26 protein-coding genes and 1 tRNA gene are annotated in these 24593 nt (G+C 62.3%); 16 read left to right on the forward strand and 11 right to left on the reverse strand.

What is annotated here, in order from left to right; translation table 11 throughout:
- The 4 genes from N430_RS28150 to recX form a co-directional block, all read left to right on the forward strand.
- Positions 1-325, forward strand: a 325-nt coding sequence (locus N430_RS28150; RefSeq protein ID WP_146232707.1) for a transposase, incomplete at its 5' end; no start/stop codon positions are given.
- A 348-nt stretch (positions 326-673) separates the two neighbouring features.
- A complete protein-coding gene (locus N430_RS28160) occupies positions 674-1156 on the forward strand; it encodes a CinA family protein (RefSeq protein WP_110637261.1) in 483 nt (160 codons plus the stop codon).
- A 102-nt stretch (positions 1157-1258) separates the two neighbouring features.
- Complete coding sequence (gene recA, locus N430_RS28165; RefSeq protein WP_054883434.1) at positions 1259-2326, forward strand: recombinase RecA; 1068 nt, start codon at positions 1259-1261, stop codon at positions 2324-2326.
- Positions 2327-2337: 11 nt separating this feature from the next.
- Entirely contained in the window at positions 2338-2808 is a 471-nt protein-coding gene (gene recX, locus N430_RS28170; protein ID WP_110637259.1) for a recombination regulator RecX, read from the forward strand.
- Positions 2809-2872: 64 nt separating this feature from the next.
- Here the strand turns inward: recX and N430_RS28175 are convergent, their stop codons facing one another.
- Positions 2873-3991, reverse strand: a complete 1119-nt coding sequence (locus N430_RS28175) for an LOG family protein (protein ID WP_110637257.1) — start codon at positions 3989-3991, stop codon at positions 2873-2875.
- Positions 3992-4294: 303 nt separating this feature from the next.
- On the opposite strand from N430_RS28175, the gene N430_RS28180 reads away from it, so the two are divergent.
- Positions 4295-4498: a hypothetical protein gene (locus tag N430_RS28180; RefSeq protein ID WP_060510130.1), complete on the forward strand. Its 204-nt coding sequence runs from the start codon at positions 4295-4297 to the stop codon at positions 4496-4498.
- Between the two features lie 3 nt (positions 4499-4501).
- Here N430_RS28180 and N430_RS28185 read toward each other — a convergent pair whose 3' ends face one another.
- A complete protein-coding gene (locus tag N430_RS28185) occupies positions 4502-4921 on the reverse strand; it encodes a quorum-sensing-regulated virulence factor family protein (protein WP_110637255.1) in 420 nt (139 codons plus the stop codon).
- Between the two features lie 225 nt (positions 4922-5146).
- On the opposite strand from N430_RS28185, the gene N430_RS28190 reads away from it, so the two are divergent.
- The 3 genes from N430_RS28190 (at position 5147) to N430_RS28200 (ending at position 7126) form a co-directional block, all read left to right on the forward strand.
- Complete coding sequence (locus N430_RS28190; protein WP_110637253.1) at positions 5147-5857, forward strand: tRNA-uridine aminocarboxypropyltransferase; 711 nt, start codon at positions 5147-5149, stop codon at positions 5855-5857.
- Positions 5858-6036: 179 nt separating this feature from the next.
- Positions 6037-6687 (forward strand): response regulator transcription factor ErdR, encoded by a 651-nt coding sequence (gene erdR / locus N430_RS28195; RefSeq protein ID WP_103445300.1) that lies wholly within the window; start codon positions 6037-6039, stop codon positions 6685-6687.
- A gap of 73 nt (positions 6688-6760) precedes the next feature.
- Positions 6761-7126, forward strand: coding sequence for a diacylglycerol kinase (locus tag N430_RS28200; protein ID WP_010952700.1), 366 nt, complete (start codon positions 6761-6763; stop codon positions 7124-7126).
- On the opposite strand, the gene finR is transcribed toward N430_RS28200, so the two are convergent.
- On the reverse strand, positions 7123-8049 hold the full coding sequence (finR, locus tag N430_RS28205; protein ID WP_110637251.1) for a LysR family transcriptional regulator FinR: 927 nt from the start codon (positions 8047-8049) through the stop codon (positions 7123-7125). The two genes, N430_RS28200 and finR, sit on opposite strands and share 4 nt — an antisense overlap.
- A gap of 118 nt (positions 8050-8167) precedes the next feature.
- Between finR and fpr the strand changes: the two genes are divergently transcribed.
- Positions 8168-8947: a ferredoxin-NADP reductase gene (fpr, locus tag N430_RS28210; RefSeq protein ID WP_110637249.1), complete on the forward strand. Its 780-nt coding sequence runs from the start codon at positions 8168-8170 to the stop codon at positions 8945-8947.
- 68 nt (positions 8948-9015) lie between these two features.
- Here fpr and tsaA read toward each other — a convergent pair whose 3' ends face one another.
- From tsaA to N430_RS28230, 4 genes are all read right to left on the reverse strand, one after another.
- The gene (tsaA, locus tag N430_RS28215; protein WP_110637247.1) at positions 9016-9711 is read right to left on the reverse strand and encodes a tRNA (N6-threonylcarbamoyladenosine(37)-N6)-methyltransferase TrmO; all 696 of its coding nucleotides are present in this window, start codon (positions 9709-9711) and stop codon (positions 9016-9018) included.
- A gap of 6 nt (positions 9712-9717) precedes the next feature.
- Positions 9718-10179: a DUF1456 family protein gene (locus tag N430_RS28220; protein WP_110637245.1), complete on the reverse strand. Its 462-nt coding sequence runs from the start codon at positions 10177-10179 to the stop codon at positions 9718-9720.
- 47 nt (positions 10180-10226) lie between these two features.
- The gene (locus N430_RS28225) at positions 10227-10937 is read right to left on the reverse strand and encodes an rRNA pseudouridine synthase (protein WP_110637243.1); all 711 of its coding nucleotides are present in this window, start codon (positions 10935-10937) and stop codon (positions 10227-10229) included.
- A gap of 119 nt (positions 10938-11056) precedes the next feature.
- Positions 11057-11512, reverse strand: a complete 456-nt coding sequence (locus N430_RS28230) for a GNAT family N-acetyltransferase (protein ID WP_110637241.1) — start codon at positions 11510-11512, stop codon at positions 11057-11059.
- A gap of 198 nt (positions 11513-11710) precedes the next feature.
- Here N430_RS28230 and N430_RS29870 point away from each other — a divergent pair, with 198 nt between their 5' ends.
- The 4 genes from N430_RS29870 (at position 11711) to N430_RS28250 (ending at position 15956) form a co-directional block, all read left to right on the forward strand.
- Entirely contained in the window at positions 11711-12385 is a 675-nt protein-coding gene (locus N430_RS29870) for a hypothetical protein (protein ID WP_305888046.1), read from the forward strand.
- Positions 12386-12577: 192 nt separating this feature from the next.
- The gene (locus N430_RS28240) at positions 12578-13423 is read left to right on the forward strand and encodes a DUF6502 family protein (RefSeq protein ID WP_110637239.1); all 846 of its coding nucleotides are present in this window, start codon (positions 12578-12580) and stop codon (positions 13421-13423) included.
- On the forward strand, positions 13420-15153 hold the full coding sequence (locus tag N430_RS28245; protein ID WP_110637237.1) for a DUF5666 domain-containing protein: 1734 nt from the start codon (positions 13420-13422) through the stop codon (positions 15151-15153). Before N430_RS28240 ends, N430_RS28245 begins: the two co-directional genes overlap by 4 nt.
- A 53-nt stretch (positions 15154-15206) precedes the next feature.
- Complete coding sequence (locus tag N430_RS28250; protein WP_110637235.1) at positions 15207-15956, forward strand: hypothetical protein; 750 nt, start codon at positions 15207-15209, stop codon at positions 15954-15956.
- 71 nt (positions 15957-16027) lie between these two features.
- On the opposite strand, the gene rimO is transcribed toward N430_RS28250, so the two are convergent.
- Positions 16028-17359: a 30S ribosomal protein S12 methylthiotransferase RimO gene (rimO, locus tag N430_RS28255; protein WP_103445291.1), complete on the reverse strand. Its 1332-nt coding sequence runs from the start codon at positions 17357-17359 to the stop codon at positions 16028-16030.
- Between the two features lie 310 nt (positions 17360-17669).
- Between rimO and N430_RS28260 the strand changes: the two genes are divergently transcribed.
- The 3 genes from N430_RS28260 (at position 17670) to N430_RS28270 (ending at position 20300) form a co-directional block, all read left to right on the forward strand.
- Positions 17670-17924, forward strand: a complete 255-nt coding sequence (locus N430_RS28260) for a type II toxin-antitoxin system RelE/ParE family toxin (protein WP_110637233.1) — start codon at positions 17670-17672, stop codon at positions 17922-17924.
- Positions 17908-18234 carry a helix-turn-helix transcriptional regulator gene (locus N430_RS28265; protein WP_110637230.1) on the forward strand — a complete coding sequence of 109 codons (327 nt, stop codon included), beginning with the start codon at positions 17908-17910 and terminating at the stop codon, positions 18232-18234. The genes N430_RS28260 and N430_RS28265 overlap by 17 nt, the downstream gene beginning before the upstream one ends.
- 155 nt (positions 18235-18389) lie before the next feature.
- On the forward strand, positions 18390-20300 hold the full coding sequence (locus N430_RS28270; protein WP_110637228.1) for a potassium transporter Kup: 1911 nt from the start codon (positions 18390-18392) through the stop codon (positions 20298-20300).
- 33 nt (positions 20301-20333) lie between these two features.
- Here N430_RS28270 and N430_RS28275 read toward each other — a convergent pair whose 3' ends face one another.
- The 3 genes from N430_RS28275 to N430_RS28285 form a co-directional block, all read right to left on the reverse strand.
- Entirely contained in the window at positions 20334-21626 is a 1293-nt protein-coding gene (locus N430_RS28275) for a virulence factor family protein (RefSeq protein WP_110637226.1), read from the reverse strand.
- On the reverse strand, positions 21626-24184 hold the full coding sequence (gene mprF, locus N430_RS28280; RefSeq protein ID WP_371922808.1) for a bifunctional lysylphosphatidylglycerol flippase/synthetase MprF: 2559 nt from the start codon (positions 24182-24184) through the stop codon (positions 21626-21628). Before mprF ends, N430_RS28275 begins: the two co-directional genes overlap by 1 nt.
- 332 nt (positions 24185-24516) lie before the next feature.
- A tRNA-Met gene (locus tag N430_RS28285) sits at positions 24517-24593 on the reverse strand.

Raw genomic sequence — 24593 nt, forward strand, 5'->3', positions numbered from 1 at the left:
CTTCATCCGGGGCGAGTTTAAAAGCAGTGACTCGTACATAGCGTTCTTAGGAATGGACCTAAGAGTGATTGATTCTGGGCAAAAAAGTGGCCGCCGTCGCCTCACTAAGCGAGGCTGCTCTGAGATCCGTCGTCTGCTGCATAACGCCGCGATGGCTGCTAGCAGGTCGGCTGCCTGGAAAGAGGTCTACGAACAACACCGGCGTGCTGGAAAAGCAACGACACAAGCTCTGGTAATCCTGGCTAGAAAGCTCGCACGGGTGGCATTCGCCCTGATGAAAAATCAGGACGAATACGTCACCAAAGGCGGGAAACTGGCTTGTTGAAAACCATAGAATCTCCCACATCTGTTTCGGGCCAGTCACTTCTGACCCGCCAACAGGACCCGCCTTGTTTGTTCCATTCGATATCGAAGGTATCGCTGAGGCTTCTCACAATCCTCCAGGCAGGCACCAAGGCGGGCGGCCTAACTGGCACAGGACAGACTGGCCCGAAACAGATGTGGGAGCGGGCTTGCCCGCGATGCGCCGCGCGGGCGGCGCTCGATCTCACAGTCGCTAAAGCTTTCAAGGCATGCACTCAGCCGACATCGATCAATCATTCAACCATCCCCATACCTCTCCCCAAATGCTACGGTGTCCCCATTCTCCTCAAGGCCCTTCAAGGACCCATCCATGGACCCGATCACCGTTCTCGCCACCCGTCTCGGCGAACACCTGCGCCGCTTCAACGCCCAGGTGACCACCGCCGAATCCTGCACCGGCGGTGGCATCGCCGAGGCCATCACCCGTATACCTGGCAGCTCGGCCTGGTTCGAGGTCGGTTACGTGACCTATTCCAATGCCCAGAAAACCCGCCAGCTGAACGTGCCCGAGGCGCTGTTCGCCGAGGTTGGCGCGGTCAGCCAGGAGGTGGTCGAGGCCATGGTCCGGGGCGCCCAGGTCGCCAGCGGTGCACGCTTTGCCGTGGCCGTCAGTGGCGTGGCCGGGCCCGACGGTGGTTCGCCGGCCAAGCCGGTCGGGACCGTTTGGCTGGCCTGGGCCGATGGCGATCACGTCAGCAGCGAGCGCCGGCACTTCGACGGTGACCGCGAAGCCGTGCGCCGACAGACGGTGATCGCCGCGTTAGACGGCTTGTTACAGCTTGGCGCCGAGTAAATCGACGACAGGGGTTTGCGCGCGCGTCAGCCTGTGGAATAATACTGGCTACTTATACAGGTATCCGGCCGTCAGGGCCAAGTCGAACACGTGAGGATTTCAATGGACGACAACAAGAAGCGCGCCTTGGCTGCGGCCCTGGGTCAAATCGAACGCCAATTCGGCAAAGGCGCGGTCATGCGCATGGGCGACCACGAGCGCCAGGGCATCCCGGCCATTTCCACCGGTTCCCTGGGCCTGGACATCGCGCTCGGCATCGGCGGTCTGCCAAAAGGCCGTATCGTCGAAATCTACGGCCCGGAATCCTCGGGTAAAACCACCCTGACCCTGTCGGTCATCGCCGAAGCTCAGAAGAACGGTGCAACTTGCGCCTTCGTCGACGCCGAACACGCCCTCGACCCTGAATACGCCGGCAAGCTGGGCGTCAACGTCGACGACCTGCTGGTCTCGCAGCCGGACACCGGCGAACAGGCCCTGGAAATCACCGACATGCTGGTGCGCTCCAACGCCGTTGACGTGATCATCGTCGACTCCGTGGCTGCACTGGTGCCGAAGGCCGAGATCGAAGGCGAAATGGGCGACATGCACGTCGGCCTGCAGGCTCGTCTGATGTCCCAGGCGCTGCGCAAGATCACCGGTAACATCAAGAACGCCAACTGCCTGGTCATCTTCATCAACCAGATCCGTATGAAGATCGGCGTGATGTTCGGTAGCCCGGAAACCACCACCGGTGGTAACGCCCTGAAGTTCTACGCCTCGGTGCGCCTGGACATCCGCCGTACCGGCGCGGTCAAGGAAGGCGACGAAGTGGTCGGGAGCGAAACCCGCGTCAAGATCGTCAAGAACAAGGTCTCGCCTCCGTTCCGTCAGGCCGAGTTCCAGATCCTCTACGGCAAGGGTATCTACCGCAACGGCGAAATCATCGACCTGGGCGTTTCCCAAGGCCTGGTAGAGAAGTCCGGTGCCTGGTACGCCTACCAAGGCAACAAGATCGGCCAGGGCAAGGCCAACGCGGCCAAGTACCTGGCAGAGAACCCGGCCATTGGTGCCGAGATCGAGAAGCAGATTCGCGAGAAGCTGCTCAAGGCCGGTGCTGTTGCCGAAGCCGGCAAGGCTGCTGCCGCTGAAGCTGATGCCGACGACATGGCTGACGCCGACGCCGGTTATTGATAGCAGCTGGTATGTCCGCCGTACTCGACACCCCCGTCGCCGTCAGGCGGACAGCCATGGACCTGCTCGCGCGCCGCGAGCATGGTCGCGTCGAGCTGACGCGCAAGTTGCGTCAGCGCGGTGCCCCGGATGAACTGATCGAGCCAGCGCTCGATCGGCTCGCCGAAGAAGGGCTGCTTAGCGAAGCCCGTTATCTCGAGAGTTTCATCCGATACCGTTCTGGCTCCGGCTATGGTCCTGCGCGTATTCGCGAGGAGCTTGGCCAGCGCGGGCTGAATCGAAGTGATATCGAGCAGGCCCTGCGTGACAGCGAAGTGGATTGGGCTGCGCTGCTGCAAGATACCTGGCAGCGCAAGTTCGCCGGGCTTCGTCCCCAGGACCCTCGTAGTCGCGCCCAGCAGACCCGGTTTCTTGCCTACCGCGGTTTCCCCATGGACATGATCGGCAGGTTGCTCAGCGGCCGGGATCTGGATGATTACTAGTCAAATGGCCTCATCGCTGGCACGCCAGCGATGAGGCCATTTGCTTTATCACGAAAATTACCCTTCAGCTGACCTTCAACGCCTCCCGAGCCCGCTGGGTGGTGTGCATTGGCTCGGGCTTGGCCCAGTTTTCCGGCAAGTTGATGAAATCGACCAGTTCCCGCAGTCGCCCTTGATCACGGCCATTGAAGGCAAACGTCAGCCGCGTCAGATGGCTGAAGTTGCCCACCTCGTGTTCGGTACCGCTGTCGGCGTGTTGGTGATAGCGGCCACTCAGGCGCAAGTCGGCAAACCCCTCCTGGATGTCATGCAGTGCGGCCTCGCTGAGCCGATGGTGCATGCGGATCACGAACTGATTCTTCAGCCAGCGGCTGGAGTGGTAATTGCTGTAGAACTGGTTGATTTCCTCGACAGCTTCATCGGCGCTGTGCACCAGCCGCAACAGCTTCAAGTCACTGGGCAGGATGTAGCGGTTTTCTTCGAGTTGGCGGCTGATAAACGCCAGGCAGTCGCGCCAGAACGTGCCGCCCGGTGAGTCCAGCAGTACCACCGGCACCAATGGGCTTTTGCCGGTCTGGATCAGCGTCACTACTTCAAGTGCTTCATCCAGGGTGCCGAAGCCGCCAGGGCAGAGCACCAGTGCATCGGCTTCCTTGACGAAGAACAGCTTGCGAATGAAGAAGAAGTGGAACGGCAGCAGCTTGTCGGTGCCGTCCACCGTGGCATTGGCGTGCTGCTCGAAGGGCAGGGTGATGTTGAAGCCCAGGCTATGGTCACTGCCAGCGCCTTCGTGAGCCGCCGCCATGATGCCGCCGCCAGCCCCGGTAATGACCATCAGTTCGGAGCGGGCGAGGGTCGCCCCCAGCTCGCGGGCCAGGGCGTACATCGGGTGTTCCACGGGGGTGCGTGCCGAGCCGAACACAGTGACTTTGCGTCGCCCCCGGTAGCGCTGGAGCATGCGGAACGAGTGGTCCAGTTCGCGCAAGGCCTGCAGGGTGATCTTGGCGCTCCAGCGGTCGCTGTCGTCATGGGCCATGCGCAAGACCGTGAGCATCATGTCGCGATACAGCGGCAGGTTGGGGCTGCCCGGCGCGACCAGTTGCAGTTGCTGGTCGATCTTGCTCAGGTCGATGCCGTGGTCCCTGAAGTGATTGAACAGGTGTTCATTCGATTGGTAAGGCATTCAACGTCTCCTTCTGCAGCAAAACCACTGACCGGGCCGATGCTGTGGCCCGGCCGCGACACTACGTGTGTCGCTGGCTGCCGTGACTCGAGTGTGCATCTCGAGCATTGCAGTAGGCCTTCAAGACCGTGGTGCAGGCGTGTCTGTCCAACGTGTCGTTTTTCGGGCCTTCGCTATCAATCTAGACCGTTGCACCTGATCGTGCAGGCGCGAATACGATGGCCACTCGTCGGCCTGTGACCAGCCCTGGCGAGGGTTTGGTTAACTGGAGAAGCGAAACGTGTCGATGCAGGAGGTGGCGGTATGCATCGCTTGGTCATCGAGGTAGACCGGCAGCTCTATCAGCAGCTGGAACATGCAGCCCAGGATCACCATGTGAGCCTGGAGGCCGAGTGCCGTCGCAGGCTGGCAGCACTTGAATGCCAGTCACGCTACTTGCAGGCGCTGCTGGCAGAGATGCGCGCCGACGAAGAGCCGCAGCGCGCCGAGGGAGAGCGGGTTATCTAGCCGTCACTTCTTCTTGTTGCCAGCGATGCAGCTGGCAGCATCGAAGGCCTGGTCCATGACCGGCTGGTTGGTCTTGTATACGGTAAAGCGATAGACCATCACCGCACCTTTGGACATCAGGTTACGGAAACCACTGTTGCGGCAAACGCTGTCACCCAGCTGGCTGCGGACTTGCTCCGGGTTCTGCTGCATGCGTGCGGCATGTTCGGCGCGTACGCTGAGGTGGTTGACCAGCGCCTTGCCTTCAACGGTATAGCCCTGATCGAGGATGTCTTCGTTGATGGCGCGGGGGGTGCCGACACTGCTTTCCGTGGCGACCTTCTGCAGCAGCTTGTTGAGCTCGAACTCTTGCTTGGAGGCAGCCTGGGCTGCCAGTGGCAGGGTGAGCAACAGGCTCAGGGTCGGGACGATAAGACGCAGCATGAATCTCTCCTGGTTCGATGACTGGCGCTTTGACATGCGCCTGCGGCGGGCGTTCCATGAAACCCGCTGCAGCGCAGGCAAATTCACGGTGGCCAATTGCGCCGATTATAAGGGACCGGTTGCTTGCACTGCACGGCCAAATGGCACCTGCTCTGGTAGACTGGCGTTTTGCATCTTCCGAGTCCCTGCAGTGTCCAGTCACAACCCGTCCACAGGCTTGCCAGCATGAGCCACGCGGTAGCACGCCTGCGTGCCGAGCGCCTGGCACGCAGCATCAAACCTTTCATTGCCCGTGGTTCACGCGCCGAGCGTTGCCCCGATTGCCGGGTGATCGCCACCCACTGCCTGTGTGCGTGGAAGCCCAAGGTACAGGCCGATTCCGGCGTGTGCCTGATCATGCATGACACCGAGCCATTGAAGCCGACCAACACCGGTTGGCTGATCGCCGACCTGATCGAGGACACCAGCGCCTTCGGCTGGCTGCGCACCTCGGTGGACGAGGGCCTGCTGGCGTTGCTCGACGACCCTCAGTGGCAGCCCTACATCGTTTTCCCCGGCGAATTCGTCGCCCAGGAGCGTGTGGTCAGTGAGGTCGTGCGCGAACCGGGCAAGCGCCCGTTGTTCATCCTGCTCGATGCCACCTGGACCGAGGCCCGCAAGATGTTCCGCAAGAGCCCGTATCTGGATCGCTTCCCGGTGCTGAGCCTGCAAGCCGAGCAGATGTCGCGCTATCGCCTGCGCCGGTCCAAGCGCGACGACCATTTCTGCACTGCCGAGGTTGCGGCCATGTGCCTGGACCTGGCGGGTGACAGCCAGGCGTCCCAGGCGCTGGATGCCTACCTGGACGTGTTCAGCCTGCATTACCTCAGTGGCAAGCGACGCCTGCCGCTGGATGATCAGGACGACACCCACCAGCGTTTGCATACCTTCCTATAGTCCAAGGGGCATATGTCTCACTTTGGTTCATAATGACGGGGCTGGCAGCCAGGGTGGGCGAGACGGCAGGGTAGTTGGCTTGACCACCTCCGGCCGTGCTCGGCATCCTTGGCGCCGATTCCCCGCCAGGCGCTTCACCACCCCGCATGCGCCTGGCACAGAACAGGATCCATAGATCGATGGCCACATACGAAATCCTGATAGCCGATGACCACCCGCTGTTTCGTAGCGCGCTGCGCCAGGCCGTTACCCTCGGCCTGGGCGCCGATGTACGCCTGGTTGAAGTGGCGAGTATCGCCGAACTGGAAACCCGCCTGAGCGAAAAAGCCGATTGGGACCTGGTCCTGTTGGACCTGAACATGCCGGGAGCCTATGGCTTCTCCGGGCTGGTCCTGCTGCGCGGCCAGTACCCGCAGATTCCGGTGGTAATGGTCTCGGCGCAGGAAGAGGCCGCTGTGGTGGTCAAGTCACGCGAGTTCGGTGCCAGCGGCTTCATTCCGAAGTCCAGCGGCCTTGAAGTCATTCAGGATGCCGTGAGAAAAGTGCTCGATGGCGATGTCTGGTGGCCACCGCAAGCGTTCGAAAAGGTCGATGTCTCGGCCGAAGCCAAGGCCGCCAGCGAAGGCCTGGCCAGCCTGACCCCGCAGCAGTTCCGCGTACTGACCATGGTCTGCGAAGGCTTGCTGAACAAGCAGATTGCCTATGAGCTGAGTGTCTCGGAAGCGACCATCAAGGCCCATGTAACCGCAATCTTCCGCAAGCTGGGCGTACGCACCCGCACCCAGGCGGCGCTGTTGCTGCAACAACTTGAATCGGTTGCCAGTAACTGAAGGCGCCTGGATTCACGCTTTTTTGACCCGCGCCGCACTAGTCTGCTGGCCTTTCTGTTGTGAAGTGACTCACATGACATCGCCATTCAAAGGCCAGACCGGCCTGAAACGCATCTTCAACGCCGCTGGCTATTCGCTGGACGGCCTGCGCGCCGCCTTCAAGGGCGAGGCTGCTTTCCGTCAGCTGGTACTGCTCAATGTGCTGCTGATCCCGATCGCCTTCTGGCTACCGGTCAGCCGTGCCGAGCGGGCAATCATGATCGCCGTGTGCCTGCTCGGCCTGATCGTCGAGCTGTTCAACTCGGCAGTGGAAGCCGCCATCGACCGCATCTCGCTGGAGCGCCACCCGTTGTCGAAGAACGCCAAGGACATGGGCAGCGCCGCGCAGCTGGTAGCGTTGACCATGGTCGCGCTGGTGTGGGGTGTGATTCTGCTTTAAGCGATCGGCGGCAAGACGATCTCGTCACTGCGGGTGAAGCCCGCAGTGAAGTTGCGACACAGCTCCAGGAATTCACGCATCGCCGAGGTCTGGTATTTCTGCTTGTGCCAGATGAAGTAGAACTGGCGCATCAGGTCCAGCTCAGGTGTCTCCACCGGTACCAGGCTACCGCGGCGGAAGGCATCGCGCAGGGCCAGTCGGGAAATACAGCCGATACCCAGGCCCGATTCCACGGCACGCTTGATCGCCTCGGTGTGCTCCAGCTCCAGGCGGATGTTCAGGCTGGTGCGGTGATGGCGCATGGCCTGGTCGAAGGTCAGGCGTGTACCGGAACCCTGCTCGCGCAGGATCCAGGCCTCCTGCGACAGGGCTTCGACATCGGCGCGGCCGGCCTTGGCCAGTGGATGTTGCGGTGCGCAGAACACCACCAGCTCGTCCTCGACCCATGGCTGCACCTCCAGGTCCGGGTGGTTGCAGTCACCTTCGATCAGACCTAGATCAATTTCGTATTGCGCGACCTGATGCACGATATGTGCAGTGTTCTGCACATGCAGTTTCACCTGGCTCTCCGGGTGGATCTGCATGAAGCTGCCGATCAGCAGGGTGGCCAAGTAGTTGCCGATGGTCAGCGTGGCGCCGACCGCCAGCGAGCCGAAGCCGGACTTGCCGTTGAGCAGGTCTTCGATTTCCTTGGCCTGGTCGAGCAGGGCGACAGCCTGGGGCAGCAACTGATGGCCCAGGGCATTGAGCGCCAGGCGCTTGCCGGCACGATCGAACAGCTGGCAGCTCGATTGCCGCTCAAGTTCGGTGATGGAAGTACTCGCCGCCGACTGCGAAAGTGCGAGCACGCTGGCTGCCCGCGACACACTCTGGTGCTGCGCCACGGCGACGAATACCTGAAGCTGACGAAGTGTAAATCGCATATCTATATAACCGATAACACATATCTTGATAATTCAGTTAACAGATATTCTCGCTGCCCCTAAACTATCGCGCAACTGCGCGTCTTGCGCGCTGCGTTTTTCTTCAGGAGCCCCATAGATGAGCAACATGAACCACGAACGTGTCCTCAGTGTGCACCACTGGAACGACACCCTGTTCAGCTTCAAGTGCACCCGCGACCCGGGCCTGCGCTTCGAGAACGGTCAGTTCGTGATGATCGGCCTGCAACAGGACAATGGCCGTCCGCTCATGCGCGCCTATTCCATCGCTTCGCCGAACTGGGAAGAGCACCTGGAGTTCTTCAGCATCAAGGTCCCGGATGGCCCGCTGACCTCGCAGCTGCAGCACCTGAAGGAAGGCGACGAGATCATCATCAGCAAGAAGCCAACCGGTACCCTGGTTCTTGACGACCTGAAACCGGGCAAGCACTTGTACCTGCTGAGCACCGGCACCGGCCTGGCGCCGTTCATGAGCGTGATCCAGGACCCGGAAACCTACGAGCGCTTTGAAAAAGTGATCCTGGTTCACGGTGTGCGTTACGTCAACGAGGTGGCCTACAAAGAGTTCATCACCGAGCACCTGCCGCAGAACGAATTCTTCGGCGAGTCGGTCCGTGACAAGCTGATCTACTACCCGACCGTGACCCGCGAGCCGTTTGAAAACCAGGGCCGCCTGACCGACCTGATGCGCAGCGGCAAGCTGTTCAGCGATATTGGCCTGCCACCGATCAACCCAGAGGACGACCGCGCAATGATCTGCGGCAGCCCGAGCATGCTCGACGAGACCAGCGAAGTGCTCGACAGCTTCGGCCTGAAGGTCTCCCCACGCATGCGTGAGCCGGGTGACTACCTGATCGAGCGCGCCTTCGTCGAGAAATAAGACGAACGCAACAAAGAAAAAACGCAGACCGAGGTCTGCGTTTTTTTATGCCTGCAGGGCGGGGATTTTCAGCCCTCCTGCACGACTTCCAGCACCTGGATCTGGTCGGGTTGCGGGTAATGCCAGCGGACCTGCACGTCCCAGAACTTCACCCCGTACACCCGCTCCGGCGGTGGTACTTGATAGGCCGGACGCGGGTCCTGAGCCAAACATTGCTCGATCAGTTCCACCAGCGGCTCGCCAAGGCGCAGCCCATGCGCGTGGGCCTGGGGCAGGGCAGTGTCGCTCCAGGCAACGGCAATCGCGACCGGCGCATCACTGGCCATCAGGTTGCTTGCCCCGGTAACGCTGTCGGCGTAGGGGACATAGGGTTTGATGTCCAGTACCGGCGTACCGTCCAGCAGGTCGATTCCGGACAGCAGCAGGCGCCCTGGCTCCACGCCCTCCAGGCGCACCACCGACTGGCCGATGCCGTTGGGGCGGTGGGTGGCGCGGGTGGCGAACACGCCCATGCTCTTGTTGCCGCCCAGGCGTGGCGGGCGCACTTTCAGGCGCGGTTTGTCTTCCAGTGCCTGATGGAACAGGAACAGCAACCAGACATGGCTGACTTGCTCCAGCCCGGACACCGCATCGCCCTGATCGAACGGCGGCAACAGCTCCAGCACCCCACGGGCGGCTGGCGCCAGCTGCGGCTGGCGCGGGATGGCAAATTTCTCCTTGAAGCAGGAGCGGACGATGCCGACCGGTGCAACCGTATGCTGCATGGCCACTCAGCCGCGCACGCGCAGGGTCAGGCCCTTGAGGAAATTGCGCAGCAGCTGGTCGCCGCACGGGCGGTAGTTGTCATGCCCGACCTTGCGGAACAGCGCGCTGAGCTCAGGCTTGGACACCGGGAAATTGACCGTCTTGAGGATGGCGTGCAGGTCTTCTTCCTTGAGCTCGAAGGCCACCCGCAGTTTTTTCAGGATGGTGTTGTTGGTCACCGGCAGCTCGACCGGCAGTGGTGGGCGGCTGTCGTCCTTGCCACGGCGGTGGATCACCAGGCCGTCAAGGAAGTGCGCCATGACCCGCTCCGGGCAACGCACGAAACCGGCTTCGTCTTCCTTCTTCAAGTAGGTGGCGAGCACGATCGGGTTAACTTCGAGGCCGGACAGCGCGATGATTTCGGCCATCTTGGCGTCGTTCACCTTGAGCATGTAGCGCAGGCTGCGCAGGACATCGTTGTGGTTCATTGCTGCAAAATCCTGTTCAGTAGCCACGCCGGGGCGTGGCGTATTGCTTAGAAACGTTCGGTGGCTGCCAGGTAACGCCACTGCCCCACGGGCAGCTTGCCCATCGATACACCGCCCAGGCGAATGCGGCGCATGCCCAGCACTTCCAGGCGCAGGTAGGCACACAGCTCGCTGATTTGCCCGGGTTGCGGGTTTTTCACGACCAGGCGCAAGTGGGTCTCGTTCTGCCAGCTGGCCTTGGCCTTGGGCAGCTCCCGGTCATTGCGCGTCGCACCGCGCGCCAGGCGCTCCAGGGCCTGGGGCGTGGTCTCACCGCGCACTTCGATGATGTACTCCTGCTCCATGCGGCGCAGGTTGGCGTCGATCTTGCGGGTGACGCGCCAGTCCTGGGTGAACACCTGCAGGCCGCTGGCGCCGCGTTCCAGCGGCGCCAGGCAGGTCAGGCGGGCAAAGTGCCCGTGCAGGGGCCGTACGCCTTCGCGGTGGGCCTCGCTGAGATTGCCCATGTTCATGCTGGCGCGGGCGGTTTCGCTGTCGACACCGGCTGCTTGATGCATCAACAGGGTGACGGGGTCCAATGCCTCGGCGCGTGCTCCCGGCAGCAGTTCAACGTGCTGGTCGTCGACTTTGAACTGAGGTTGCTCGACCACCACGCCATCGACCGTGACCCAGCCTCCTTCGATGTACAGCTCGGCCTCTCGGCGGGAGCAACCAAGCTGCTCGATGAGGCGTTTGGACAGGCGGACGGGTTCGGACATGGGGCAATTCGCAAGGCAGGGAAAGACCTACATTGTACCTGCCCGTGCGCGGTTGATGATGGGAATCTGTGTCAAATGCGCCGTTTTGGACGCAGACCACGGCATATTCGGACGCCGCCTTAGGACGCTGTAGGAATCAGCCTCATGTGCAGAAGTGGATAGGGCTGCCCCAAGCCATCCGTTTCCGAGCGGCCGACCACTTCGAAGCCTTCGTGCAAGTAGAAGCCCAGGGCTTGCGGGTTCTGTTCATTGACGTCCAGGCGGTCGGCATTCAATTCATCGATCGCACAACGCAGCAGTCGCTTGCCAACGCCCTTGCTGCGGTAGTCCGGTGCTACGAACAGCATGTGCACGTAGCCGTTGGCGACTCCGGCGAAGCCGCAGATGCGCTGGCGGTCCTTGCAGCAGATCAGCATCACGGCGTCGAGATAGCGGCGCAGCACCTGTTCGCGCAGCAACAGGATGTAGGCCTCTGGAAGGAAGTCATGGGTCGCTCGCACCGAGTCTTCCCAGATCTGCACCAGCTCGCTGTAGTCGCTGTAGCGCGGGGTGTGCAGCGTCAGAACCGAATGCATGCCGGTGTTCCTCCAAGGCGATAAAGCAAACATAGCAGGCCAACCACTGGTCGGCTTCTCCGCGCGTGGCTTGAAGCCTGGGACGCAGAGGTCTATTAATTAGGCGTGGGAAAAATTCCCACGCAAAGAAAAGAAAGAACTTACAACAGATTCCCGGCTTGATTTGGCGTTCTCATGGCGAAGACCTGGAGACGGAAAATGCAAATCCACGTGCTGTTCAAAAGGGCTCTACTGGCGGTTGCCGTTGCAGGCGTGCTGTCGACGGCCATCGTTTTGGTTCCAGATTCGATTTCTCATGGCTCCAGCGCCTATGCCAAGGATGGCGGCGGCGGTGGTGGTCACGGCGGTGGCGGTGGAAGTGGTGGCGGTGGCGGTGGCGGTGGCGGTGGTGGTGGCCACGGCGGTGGCGGCGGAAGTGGTGGTGGTGGTGGTGGTGGTGGTGGTGGTGGCCACGGCGGCGGCAGCGGTGGTGGCAGCGGCAGCGGTGGCGGCGGGAGTGGCGGCCATGCCGGCAACAGTGGCAGCGGCCATGGTGAAGCAGGCCAGGGCCACGATGGCAATTCAAACTCCGGACGCAGCAGCAGCCATGCTGAAAGGGGTGATGACCATGGCAATCACGTTGGCGGTGAGCCCGGCGACGATCATGGCAATCACGTTGGCGGCGAACCCGGTGACGATCATGGCAATCATGTTGGCGGTGAGCCCGGTGATGATCATGGCAATCATGTTGGCGGTGAACCTGGCGACGATCATGGCAATCACGTTGGTGGTGAACCTGGTGACGATAATGGCAACCATGTGGGTCGCGAACAGGGTGATGACCGCGGTGCTCATGCCGCCGGCGAAGTCGGCGATGACAACAGCAGGAGCTGACTGGCAGTGAACAGCCCATACAAGGCCCAGGGGACGGGCTTTGTATGAGCGGGTCTCGGGCGGTGCAGCCCTATCACGCGTTTGCAATGAGCGCTGGCAGCTTTTTCTCATTCAGTGTGGGAAGTGGTTACAGTTCGTGCGGGATGTTTTCCCGCGTCGTATGCTGGGTTCAACTGTCAAGGAATGCGCTCCATGCAATCGCCCTCTATCCCCCCGTCCATGTTGAGCGCACTGCGCAGGGTCATGCGCCCCCTGGTGCGCCTGATGCTGCGCAAAGGGGTGACCTACACGATGTTCACCGACGTGCTCAAGGAAGTCTTCGTCGATGTGGCCCATCGCGAGTTTCGCCTGGACGACAAGGTGCCGACAGACAGCCGCATCAGCCTGCTTACGGGGGTGCATCGCAAGGATGTGCGGCGGCTGCGAAGCGAGAGTGACGCGTCGACTGCCGAGTTGCCGGAAAACATCACCTTGGGTGCGCAACTGGTGAATGTATGGACCACCAGCCCGCCATTCTGCTCCGAGGCCGGGCAGGCGTTGGCGTTGCCACGGCTAGCCAGCGTTGGCGGCGATTGCTCTTTCGATGCCTTGGTGGCGAAGATCAGCACGGACATCCGCGGGCGGGTAGTGCTGGATGAGTGGCTGCGCCTGGGGATCGTCCGCCTGGATGATCAGGATTGCGTCCACCTTGAGGCCCAGGCTTTCGTGCCGCAGAAGGGCTTCGAAGAGAAGGCCGCGTATTTTGGCCATAACCTGCATGATCACGCCTGTGCTGCGGTGCACAACCTCAGTGGCGAAGGCCTGCCGTTTTTCGAGCGCAGCGTGCACTACGATGCCCTGACCTCGGCCAGCGTCGGCACGCTGCGTGAAGCGGTCTCCAGGGACGGCATGCAAACCTTGCTGGCATTCAGCCGGTTGGCCGCAGAGCTGGAGAACACCGACGTGCCAAGCCACGAGGAACGTCAGCGCATCACCGTCGGGCTGTATTTCTACACTGAAGCCACTGATCCCGATTCGTCAAAGACAGCCGACTCATGACCCCCCTCGCGCGCTGCCTCAGTCTCGTCGCACTCGTCCTGGCATTCGGGCTGGACCTGGTGGCGCCTGCCGAGGTGGCTGCAGCGCCGGTCTGTGTCAGCCGTGATGAAGTGGGTATGGCCGGCGCAGCGGGCATGCAGTTCCCTGGAGGTGTCGGTGGCACCGGTGCCAGAACCGGTGGTGTTGGCGGCACCGGTGTGCGCAGCGAGAACGGCGGTGTGGGCGGCACCGGTGCGCCACTTCAGCAGCGCCCCGGCGGCACGGGGGGGACCGGCGCAGTGGCGGAGGGTGTAGACGGTACCGTCATCGATCGCGGCCACGGCGGCGTGGGCGGTAGCGGCGCCCCGATCCAGCGCCCAGGCGGTACCGGTGGCACGGGGATCGTTGGCACCATCACCGGGTTCGCATCAATCTGCGTCAACGGCCAGGAGGTGCACTATGGCAAGGATGTCCCTGTAAGTGAGAATGGTGCCCCTGCCAGCAGCGCTCATCTGGCAATCGGCCAGGTCGTCGCGGTGGAGGCCTATGGCACACAGCGTGGCCTGCAAGCCGGGCGCATCGCGATCCTCAACGTTTACGAGGGACCGCTGACGGCACTGCCGAATGCTTCGGGGCCACTGCGGGTCATGGGTCAACCTGTGCGCCTGGCCGCCGGCGCGCGCGTGGCTGAAGGGCTGCGCCCAGGTGAGCCAGTCAGGGTCAGCGGCCTGCGCGATGCGGCAGGTGAGGTGGTGGCTAGCCGTATCGAGCGGGCGCCAGGGCTCAGGGAGGCCAGTGCCATCGGTACCGTTGATCGACCCGGCAGCCTGCAGGGGCTGAAGCTGGGCACCCGCGTGGCGCCGGCGCGGGAAATGCTGGTGCGCGGCCAATGGACCGGGAGCCAGCTGGAAGTCGCGCAAACCCGCCCTGACCCGAGCCTGCCGTTTGCCGGCAGGGTGCAGACTGCGGTGATCGAGGGGCTGGTGCAGCGCACTCAGGCGCGCCAGCTGGTAGTCGGTGGCATCAACGTGACGCTGGGGCAGGATACCGTGATCGTCGGCAAGCAGCCTGCATCCATCGCGCTCGACCAACGGGTGCGGGTAAGCGGGGTATTCAGTGCCACTCATGAGCTACGGGCATCCCGCGTCGAGTTCGATGATGACCGCGGCGACCGTGCGGACAGAGGGCATTCCGGGCGCAACAGCGAGCACGGTACCAGCGGCTCGGGTAGCTCGAGCAACAGTAGCCAGAGTGAGCGTGGGACCTCCAGCAGCCGCAGCGAAGACAGTGACGATCACAGTGGACGGAGTTCGACCAGCGACTCCAGTGGCCATGACAGCGTTGAAAGTGAGGACAGGTCTGGAAAGTCAGGGCATGTCGACAGCGTGGAGCAGCGCGAGACCAGCAACAGTGGCAGCTCCGATCGGGTGGAGAAGGTCGAGCCTGTTGAAAAAGTAGAGCTCGAAAAAGTCGAGAAGGTTGAAAAGGTCGAGAAAGTAGAGAAAGTCGAAAAGCCCGAGAAAGTCGAGAAGGTGGAGAAAGTCGAGAAGGTAGAAAAGCCCGAGAAAGTCGAGAAGGTGGAGAAAGTCGAGAAGGTCGAAAGGCCTGAGAAAGTCGAGAAGGTGGAAAAGCCTGAAAAAGTCGAGAAAGTGGAAAAAGTTGAAAAAGTAGAGAGAGTCGAAAAGCCAGAAACGGTAGAAAAAGTCGAGAAGGTCGAAAAAGTAGAGCATCCGGAGCGGTCCGGGCATTAGGCAACTAGGCTGGGTAAGTCCGATCACACTTCCCGACGGAACCCGAGGTGCAGATGAGACCCACGCTCCCTCTTTTCGCCTGTTTGCTGTCCTGTACCGGTGCCTCGGCGCTGGCCGATACCTTCAGTGCCTCCATTGGCATGGATTATTCGAGTGGCGACTATGGCACGGGTACCACTTCGGAAATCTGGTATGTCCCCGTGGTCGGCAAGTATGAAACCGGCCCCATGACATACAAGGTCACTGTGCCTTGGCTGCGCATCACCAACCCTGAAGTTGGCCCGAATGGCGACCCGTTGCCCGGAGGATGCCATGCGGTGGAGAGCGGGCTGGGCGACACGGTTGCCAGCGCCGACTATGCACTGCTCGACGGCAGTGACGGCGGCCTGATGCTCGATCTCATCGGCAAGGTCAAATTCCCCACTGCCGATGAAAAGCAGTGTCTGGGCACGGGCGAGTACGACTACACCGGGCAGGTCGATATCGCCCAGGCATTCGGCCCGGTGACCGGCTTCGCAACCTTGGGCTGGAAGAAGTTCGGCGACCCGCCCGACAGCGATTTCAGAGATCCGATCTTTACCAGCCTGGGCTTTGCCTTTCCTGTGGCGAAAGGCACCTCGGCGGGCGCCTCGTACGACTGGCGGCAGAAAGTCGTTTCGACAGGCTCAGAGATTCAGGAGCTGACCCTGTTCCTGACCCACAAGCTCAACCGGGAATGGAAGATCCAACTGTATGCGGTCAAGGGTTTTTCCGATGCCAGCCCTGATGCAGAAGGTGGCTTGATGGTGTTTCACACCTTCTGACAAAAAAGCCCCTGCCCGGGTATTTCCTCGTTGGGAATACCGGGCAGGGGCTTTTTCATGTGCAGGCTGCCTTAAACGGGCTCGGCCCACATGTCGTATTCGTCGGCATCCACCACGCGGCAACGCACTTTGTCGCCCGGCTTGAAGCCGTGGTTACCGTCGATGAACACGCTGCCGTCGATTTCCGGGGCATCGAAGAAGCTGCGGCCTACCGAACCTTGCTCCTCGACTTCGTCGATCAGCACTTCGATTTCCTTGCCGATGCGCATTTGCAGGCGGGCGGCGCTGATGGCCTGCTGGTGCGCCATGAAGCGGTCCCAGCGGTCCTGCTTGACGTCATCCGGTACTTCTTCCAGGCCCAGGTCGTTGGCCGGGGCGCCTTCGACTGGCGAGTACTGGAAGCAGCCGACGCGGTCGAGCTGGGCTTCGGTGAGCCAGTCCAGCAGGTACTGGAAGTCTTCCTCGGTCTCGCCCGGGAAGCCGACGATGAAGGTCGAGCGGATCACCAGCTCAGGGCATTGCTCGCGCCAGTTCTTGATGCGTGCCAGGGTACGGTCTTCGAAGGCTGGGCGCTTCATCGACTTGAGTACCTTGGGGCTGGCGTGCTGGAACGGGATGTCCAGGTACGGCAGGATCTTGCCAGCGGCCATCAGCGGGATCACGTCGTCGACGTTCGGGTATGGATAGACGTAGTGCAAGCGCACCCAGGCACCCAGGCTGCTCAGCGCTTCGCACAGTTCGAGCATGCGGGTCTTGACCGGGCGACCGTTCCAGAAGTCGGTCTTGTACTTGACGTCGACGCCGTAGGCGCTGGTGTCCTGGGAAATCACCAGGATTTCCTTGACGCCGGCCTTGACCAGGCGCTCGGCTTCGCTCAGCACTTCACCGACCGGGCGGCTGACCAGCTTGCCGCGCATCGACGGGATGATGCAGAAGCTGCAGCTGTGGTTGCAGCCTTCGGAAATCTTCAGGTAGGCGTAGTGGCGCGGGGTCAGCTTGACGCCCTGAGGCGGCACCAGGTCGATCAGCGGGTTGTGGTCCTGGCGTGGCGGCACCACTTCGTGCACGGCGTTGACCACCTGCTCGTACTGCTGCGGGCCGGTCACCGACAGCACGCTCGGGTGCACGTCACGGATATTGCCTTCGTCGACACCCATGCAGCCGGTGACGATGACTTTGCCGTTTTCCTTGATCGCTTCACCGATGACTTCGAGCGACTCGGCCTTGGCGCTGTCGATGAAGCCGCAGGTGTTGACCACCACTACATCGGCGTCCTCGTAGGTGGGCACGACTTCATAGCCTTCCATGCGCAGCTGGGTCAGGATGCGCTCGGAATCGACCAGGGCCTTGGGGCAACCCAGGCTGACGAAACCAACCTTGGGGGTGGCGGGAGTGGTGGACATGACTAACCTCGGTATTGAATGCAGTTCGCCCTGCCGCAGTCGGGGGCGATCTTGACGGGCGCTTTCGGCGCCTCTGATCAAAAAGTGCGCAATTCTAGCGAGCGCACGGTCGCTTGACCAGCAGAAAAGCGACGAACGCTGCGCTATGCCGTTAGCGACTGCGGCGTGTGCATGGCAAAACCTGGAAACACAGCTCGGCAATGGTTCCCCTTGAGTGGAATGTGCCCACTCGTCACCCTTCTCCTCGCCTGTCAAACGTACTCTTGAACTTATTCAAGACTTATAGTTTTCTTATAAGAACGGCGTGGATATGAATACGATCAACTGGTCACGCAAAGCAGTGAAGCAACTCAGGAAAATCAACAAGTTCGATCAGCCGAAGATCTACGATGCCGCACAGGCGCTGGCCCATATGCCGGATGTTCAGAGCGTCAAGGCATTGGCCAATCACCATTATGGCTACCGACTGAGGGTCGGCAATTACCGCATCCTCTTTGACTGGGATGGCAGCGTCAGAATCGTCAATATCGAGGAGGTCAGGAAACGCGATGAGCACACCTACTAACGTACAAATCATCCACGGCGCCGATGGTCGTCCCGCCTTCGTGGTGTTGCCATATGCCGACTACATTGCCAGCCGCCCCCAGCACGACCTGGTGCCCAATGAAGTCGTTGGATACATGGTGAAGGAAGGCATGACCGCCATAGCCGCCTGGCGCAGGCATCTGGACCTGACCCAGGCTGAAGTCGCGCAGCGCCTGGGTATCTCGCAGTCGGCCTATGCTCAGCAGGAAGCTGCCGAAAGGCCGCGCAAAGCCACCCGGGAGAAGATTGCGGCGGCGTTGGGCATTGCGGTGCAGTCTCTGGATCTCTAACGCGTTCGAGCTATGTTTGGCTGAACCGGGAGCCTGACCAGCAGAAAAGCGACGAACGCTGCGCTATGCTTCGCGCCATTGCGCCGGGGTTTATTCATGCCCCTGACGCAGGCGTGAATTCTACCGGCCTTCAAGGCCATCTGCGGGAGTGTTCGATGGTTCAGGCAAGCAGTCACGCCGAAGGCGGGCACGCGGGAAAGCAGGGTGCGACACGGTCGCTGGGGCTGCTCGTGGCAGCGGTCGGGGTGGTGTATGGCGATATCGGTACCAGCCCCTTGTATACCCTCAAGGAAGTCTTTACCGGCGGTTACGGGGTGCCGGTCAATCATGATGGCGTGCTGGGGATCCTCTCGCTGATCCTCTGGTCACTGCTGTGGGTAGTGTCGTTCAAGTACGTGATGTTCATCCTGCGCGCCGACAACCAGGGCGAGGGCGGTACCATGGCGCTCACCGCCCTGGCCCTGAGGGCAACGGCTGCGTACCCGCGGTTGCGTTCGCTGATGCTCATCTGTGGGCTGATCGGCGCCTCGCTGTTCTACGGCGACAGCATGATCACCCCGGCTGTGTCGGTGCTTTCGGCGGTGGAGGGTATGGGCCTGGCCTTCGAAGGTATCGACCACTGGGTGGTGCCCATCTCGCTGGTGGTGCTGGTGGCGCTGTTCGTGGTGCAGAAGCATGGCACCGAGAAGATCGGCAAGTTGTTCGGCCCGATTATGGTCACCTGGTTTCTGGCGCTGGCCGTCCTGGGCGTGCATGGCATCAGCCAGAGCCCGGAAGTGCTCAAGGCGTTCAACCCGGTCTGGGCGGTCAATTTCTTCATCGTTCACCCCGGCATGGGGGTGGCCATACTCGGTGCGGTGGTGCTGGCACTGACCGGCGCCGAGGCGCTGTACGCCGACATGGGCCACTTTGGCCGCAAACCGATAGCCCGTGCCTGGTTTGCCCTGGTGCTGCCGGCGCTGGTACTCAACTATTTTGGCCAGGGCGCGCTGCTGCTGCAGAACCCGGACGCGGCGCGCAACCCGTTCTACCTGCTGGCGCCGGGCTGGGCCCTGCTGCCGATGGTCGGGCTGGCGACAATGGCCACAGTGATTGCCTCGCAGGCGGTGATCTCGGGGGCCTTCTCGCTGACCCGTCAGGCCATCCAGCTCGGCTATATCCCGCGCATGCAGATCCAGCACACTTCCAGCGACGAGCAGGGGCAGATCTACATCGGCGCAGTTAACTGGACATTGATGGTCGGCGTGGTGCTGCTGGTAATCGGCTTCGAGTCGTCCGGCGCGCTGGCCGCAGCCTACGGCGTGGCAGTGACTGGGACCATGCTGATGACCACCATCCTGGTGGCAGCGGTGATGCTGCTGCTGTGGAAGTGGCCGCCGATGCTGGCGGTGCCGCTGGTGGTCTGTTTCCTGCTGGTCGATGGCTTGTACTTCGCCGCCAACGTACCGAAGATCGTTCAAGGCGGCGCCTTCCCGGTACTCGCAGGCCTGGTGCTGTACTTGCTGATGAGCACCTGGAAGCGCGGCAAGCAGATCCTGGTGGAACGGATCGATGAAGGCGGGCTGCCACTGCCGGTTTTCATCAGCAGCATCCGCGTGCAGCCGCCGCATCGGGTCGAAGGCACGGCGGTGTTCCTGACGGCGCGGGCAGATGCGGTGCCTCACGCGCTGTTGCACAACATGCTGCATAACCAGGTGCTGCACAGCCAGGTGGTGCTGTTGACGGTGGTCAGTGAAGACCGCCCCCGGGTGCCGGAGCAGGAGCGTTTCGAGGTCGAGGCCTACGGTGATGGTTTCTTCCGCGTGTTGCTGCACTTTGGCTTCATGGATGAGCCGGACGTGCCTGCGGCATTGAGGCTGTGTCACCTGGACGAACTGGATTTCAGCCCGATGCGTACCACCTACTTCCTGAGCCGGGAAACGGTGATTGCGTCGCGTCTGGAGGGAATGTCGCGCTGGCGGGGGAACCTGTTCGCGTTCCTGCTGAAGAATGCCAACGGTAACTTGCGCTTCTTCAACTTGCCGTTGAACAGAGTGATCGAGCTGGGTACCCAGGTCGAGATCTGAGTTATTGGGGCCGCAAAGCGGCCCCAATCATTTTCAGTTCTGTGCAGCGACGCTGGACTTGCCCTGGCGGGTCTCGATCTCGTCGATCAGGCGCTTGGCCAGCGCCGGGTAGTTCTCGTCGAAGTGGTGGCCGCCTGGCAGCTTCATGCGTTCGCCCACTGCAGTCTTGTCGGTGCAGCCGCTCTCGTCGGTCTCTTCGATACCGTACACGCAGACCACCTTGGACGCCGGCAGCCTGGCCATTTCCGGCCCGGTAGGCGCTTCCTGGCCTTCCTTGCCCAGCCAGCCTTCAACCTCGATCTCGAAGCTGCCGCTACGGGCGAACGCCAGCAGCACGACCGCGTCGATACGCTGCTGGTCTTCGGCCGGCAGGCGGTTGTAGATGGCCGGCAGCACGTCGGCGCCGAACGAATAGCCGGTCAGTACGAAACGCTTGGTGCCCCACTTCTGACGGTAGTGCTGCATCAGTTCCGACAGGTCGGCGGCGCTTTGCTCCGGGGTCTTGTGTTGCCAGTAATAGCGCAGGGTGTCGATACCGACCACCGGGTAGCCAAGCTTGGCCATCTCACCGGCCACGTCGCGGTCGAGGTCGCGCCAGCCGCCGTCACCGGACAGGAACAGGGTGACGGTGTCGGTGGTTTGCCCGGCCGGAACTTCCACCACCGGGATGGCCAGGGCGTTGCCGTCGCGGCCGACCAGGGCCTGGGTCAGCTGGGCCTTGAGCACCTGTGGCAAGTGGATATCATAGTCGCTGATGCTGGTTTCGGCGTTGGACTGGTCGCGCACGAAGGCAGCGCTGGCGTCGTCCGGGTTGTCGTTCCAGGCGACGTTCCAGTGGCCGTGGGCGGCCGACTTCGGCAGCTCGACCTTGCAACCTGGTTGTTCCAGGGTGAAGTCGACGGAAATGGCCCGGGCCTTGTCGTCACTCTGGGTGGCCAGCCAGCGCCATGCCTGGGCTGCACCTGGGCCAATGCCGGCGACCAGGGTCGGTTTGTCGGACAGCTGGGTCAGTGCCTGATCCATGGCCTGTTGCTGCTTGGTGCAGTCGTTCGGCGGCAGGATCACCTGCACCAGCTGCGCCTCGCCAGCCTGGCTCAGGTCCAGCAGCTGCTTGTCGGTCAGGGCCTGGTCCTGAGGCACACCGATGGCGACCCGGGCCTTGGCGTGCACGCCCGGGGTGACGCGGATGATGCTGGTGTCATTCAGGGTCAGCTGCTCCAGCCGTGCCTCAGGGGCAGGGCGGGCCCACAGCCAAAAGCCCGCAGCGCCAGCCAGGGCGGCCAGCAGCAGGGGAATCAGTACATACAGCCAATAGCGTCGGATCATCAGCGTTTCACCAATCCAGTCAGGCCGCCGGCAATCAGGGCGGCAGTATCGGCCAGTGCAACCAGCGGGTCGAGCCCGGCTGGTACGGCCATGTAACGAGGTTCCCAGTCCGGCTGGAACTTGTCCTTGAAGCGCCGCAGGCCCTGGAAGTTGTAGAGCTGCTCGCCACGGCGGAACACCATCGAGCCCAGTCGTTGGGTCAAGGGTGCGCCGCGGCGTGGCTGCAGGCCGGAAAGCGGGACCATGCCCAGGCTGAAGCGGCCGTAGTCATGGCTTTTGTAATGCAGGATCAAGCCGATCATCATGAATTCCATGGTCAGCTTCGGCGCCTCGGGGTGTGCGCGCATCAGGTCGAGGCTGGCCAGTTCGTTGCTGTGGGTTTCCAGCAGGTTGGCGAAGGCCACCGGCCGGCCCTGGAAACGAATCAGGGCGATACGGAAGTGCTGCAGGTACTCAGGGCTGAAGCGCCCCAGCGAGAAGCCTTTCTCGCGTACGTTCTTGCCGCCCAGCCAGGCGTCGGAGATTTCCTTGAGCTCGGCCAAGGGAGCCTGGCCGGGTTCGTGGATCTCCAGGCTCAGGCCATCCCGGCCGCCACGGTTCCAGGTGTAGCGCAGGTCCTTCATTTCCTTGCCCTTGGCTTCGAGGTCGAAGCGGCGCAGGTCGACCCGCGCTTCCTCGCCCAGCTTCAGGGCAGTCAGGCCGATGTCCATGTAGAACGGCAGGTTCTCCGCGCGCACCTGGTAGAACACCGGGCGGGCATGGTGCAGGTCGCACAGGTCACGGAACTGCCAGATCATCTCGGCGCGTTCCTGGGCCGGGCCGATCGGGTCGTACAGCGCTACCAGGCTGCGGCCGCGACGGGCATACATAAGGAAGGCATTGTCGCTGGGGTGGAACAGCAGTGCCTTGTCGCCGGTCAATGCCAGGCCGCCGTCGGGCTGGTCGGAGGCCAGCAGAATGCGGTTGGCGCGCTGCAGCTCGACGTCGTCAGGCAGGTGAATGACCGGGCGGGCGGTGCGCAGCAGCCAGGTCAGTGCGACGATCACCAGCAGCACCGCGCTGCCCAAGGCGGCACGCAGGCCGCGCGGGGCGTCGGCGTCGAGGGTGAACTGCCACCACAGCTTGTGGGTATAGGGCACGTCTTGATACGCGAACAGCAACAGCCACACCGAAGCGCCGACCACGCAGGCGCTGGCCACCAGGTAGACCGGTGAGAACGGCAGCTCCAGCAGCCGGCTCGGCCGGTAGAACGAGCGGCGGAAAATGGCCAGCAGGGCAGCGGTCAGGGTCAGCAGGCTGGCTTCTTCCCAGTCGAAGCCCTTGAGGATCGACAACAGTGCACCGACCAGCAGCAACACCGTGGTCAGCAGCCAGGCTGCCGACAGGCGCCGGCGCAGGCCCTGGGCCAGCAGCAGGCAGAGCACGCCGATCAGGCTGGCGCCGAAGTGCGAGGCATCGATCAGCCGGTGTGGCACAAGGAAGCCCATGTGCTCCAGGCGCGTGTCGATTTCCGGGGTGGCGCCGGAGAACAGCAGCACCACGCCCGACAGGAACACCAGAATCGCCAGGATCGGCGCACCAAGGCCCGAGGCAGCCTTGATCGCTTGCTGGGCGAACAGCAGGCGGCGTGCTTCGTTGGCCAGCAGCAGCACGCAGGCCAGCAGCAGCGGCAGCACCACGTAGATCAGCCGGTACAGGAGCAGTGCGGCGGCCAGTGGCGCGGCGCCAAGCTGGTCGGCGAAGGCGGCCAGCAGGATCGCTTCGAACACCCCGACGCCACCCGGTACATGGCTGAGCACACCAGCGGCCAAGGCCAGCAGGTAGACCAGCACGAAGGCACCGAAAGGAGGCGCTTCCGGCAGCAGCAGGTAAAGCACGGTGGCTGCAGCGGCCACGTCCAGCGCGGTGATCAGCAGCTGCAGGGCCGCCAGGCGGCCACCGGGCAGGCGCAGCGTGCGACGGCCCAGCTGGACCAGCAGGTTGTCGGCCAGCGGTTGTTCCGGCAGGCGACGGCGATACAGCCCGATCACCAGCACGGCGGTGATGGCCAGGACGGCGATGGCGATGCTGGCCAGCACTGTCGAAGGCAAGCGCAGGGCGGTTGCCGCTGCCGGCAGGTTGCTCAAGGTGGCCAGCGCCGCCAGTGGTGGCAGTGCGCACCCCAGAGACAGGCTGGCAAACACGGTCATGCGCGCAACTTCGGCGGCACCGAGGCCTTGGCGTGCATACAGGCGGTAGCGCACCGAGCCACCCGAGAGCATCGACAGGCCGATCGCGTTACCAATGGCAAAGGCGCTAAAGCCGCCCATCACCAAGGTTCGCGGGGGCAGCTTGACGTCCGCGTAACGGCTGGCCGACCACTCGTAGCCCAGCAGGATCACGAAGCCTGCCACCGTCGCCAGCAGGGCACCGATCAACGACTTTGCCGGGACGTCGAGCATGGCATCGTGCAGGGCGTAGATGTCCAGTTCGCTCAACAGATGCCGACAAGCGATCAGCGCCATGGCAAACAGCAGCAAGGTAACGGCCAGGCCAATCGGCTGACGGTAACGGCTCATTCGTTCCAGCCAAGGCAGGCGCTGGGCAGCCGTCGGCAGTGCCGAGGCGAGTGGCACCTGGGGTTCGGGGGTGTGCGATGTCATGAGATGCCTCGTGCGAGTTGCGCGAGGTGGGGAAGAGCTGCGGCCAAGTGAAAGTCCCTTTGGTAAACGTATCCAGATATTACTCCGGGCAACGTTACTTTCAGTCGTCCGGCAGTGTTAAAGATAGTTCATCCTCAAGACGACACCTCAAACGAGCGGGTTTGGGTGTAGCGCAAGGATTTATCAGGCGACGAAATGCAACAAACCCCGCGCTGCTGTTATACAGGCGGGGTTTGTTCTGACGAATATGGTTGCGGGAGCCGGATTTGAACCGACGACCTTCGGGTTATGAGCCCGACGAGCTACCAGGCTGCTCCATCCCGCG

This window comes from Pseudomonas sp. CC120222-01a, from assembly GCF_003097235.1.
Lineage (GTDB): Bacteria > Pseudomonadota > Gammaproteobacteria > Pseudomonadales > Pseudomonadaceae > Aquipseudomonas.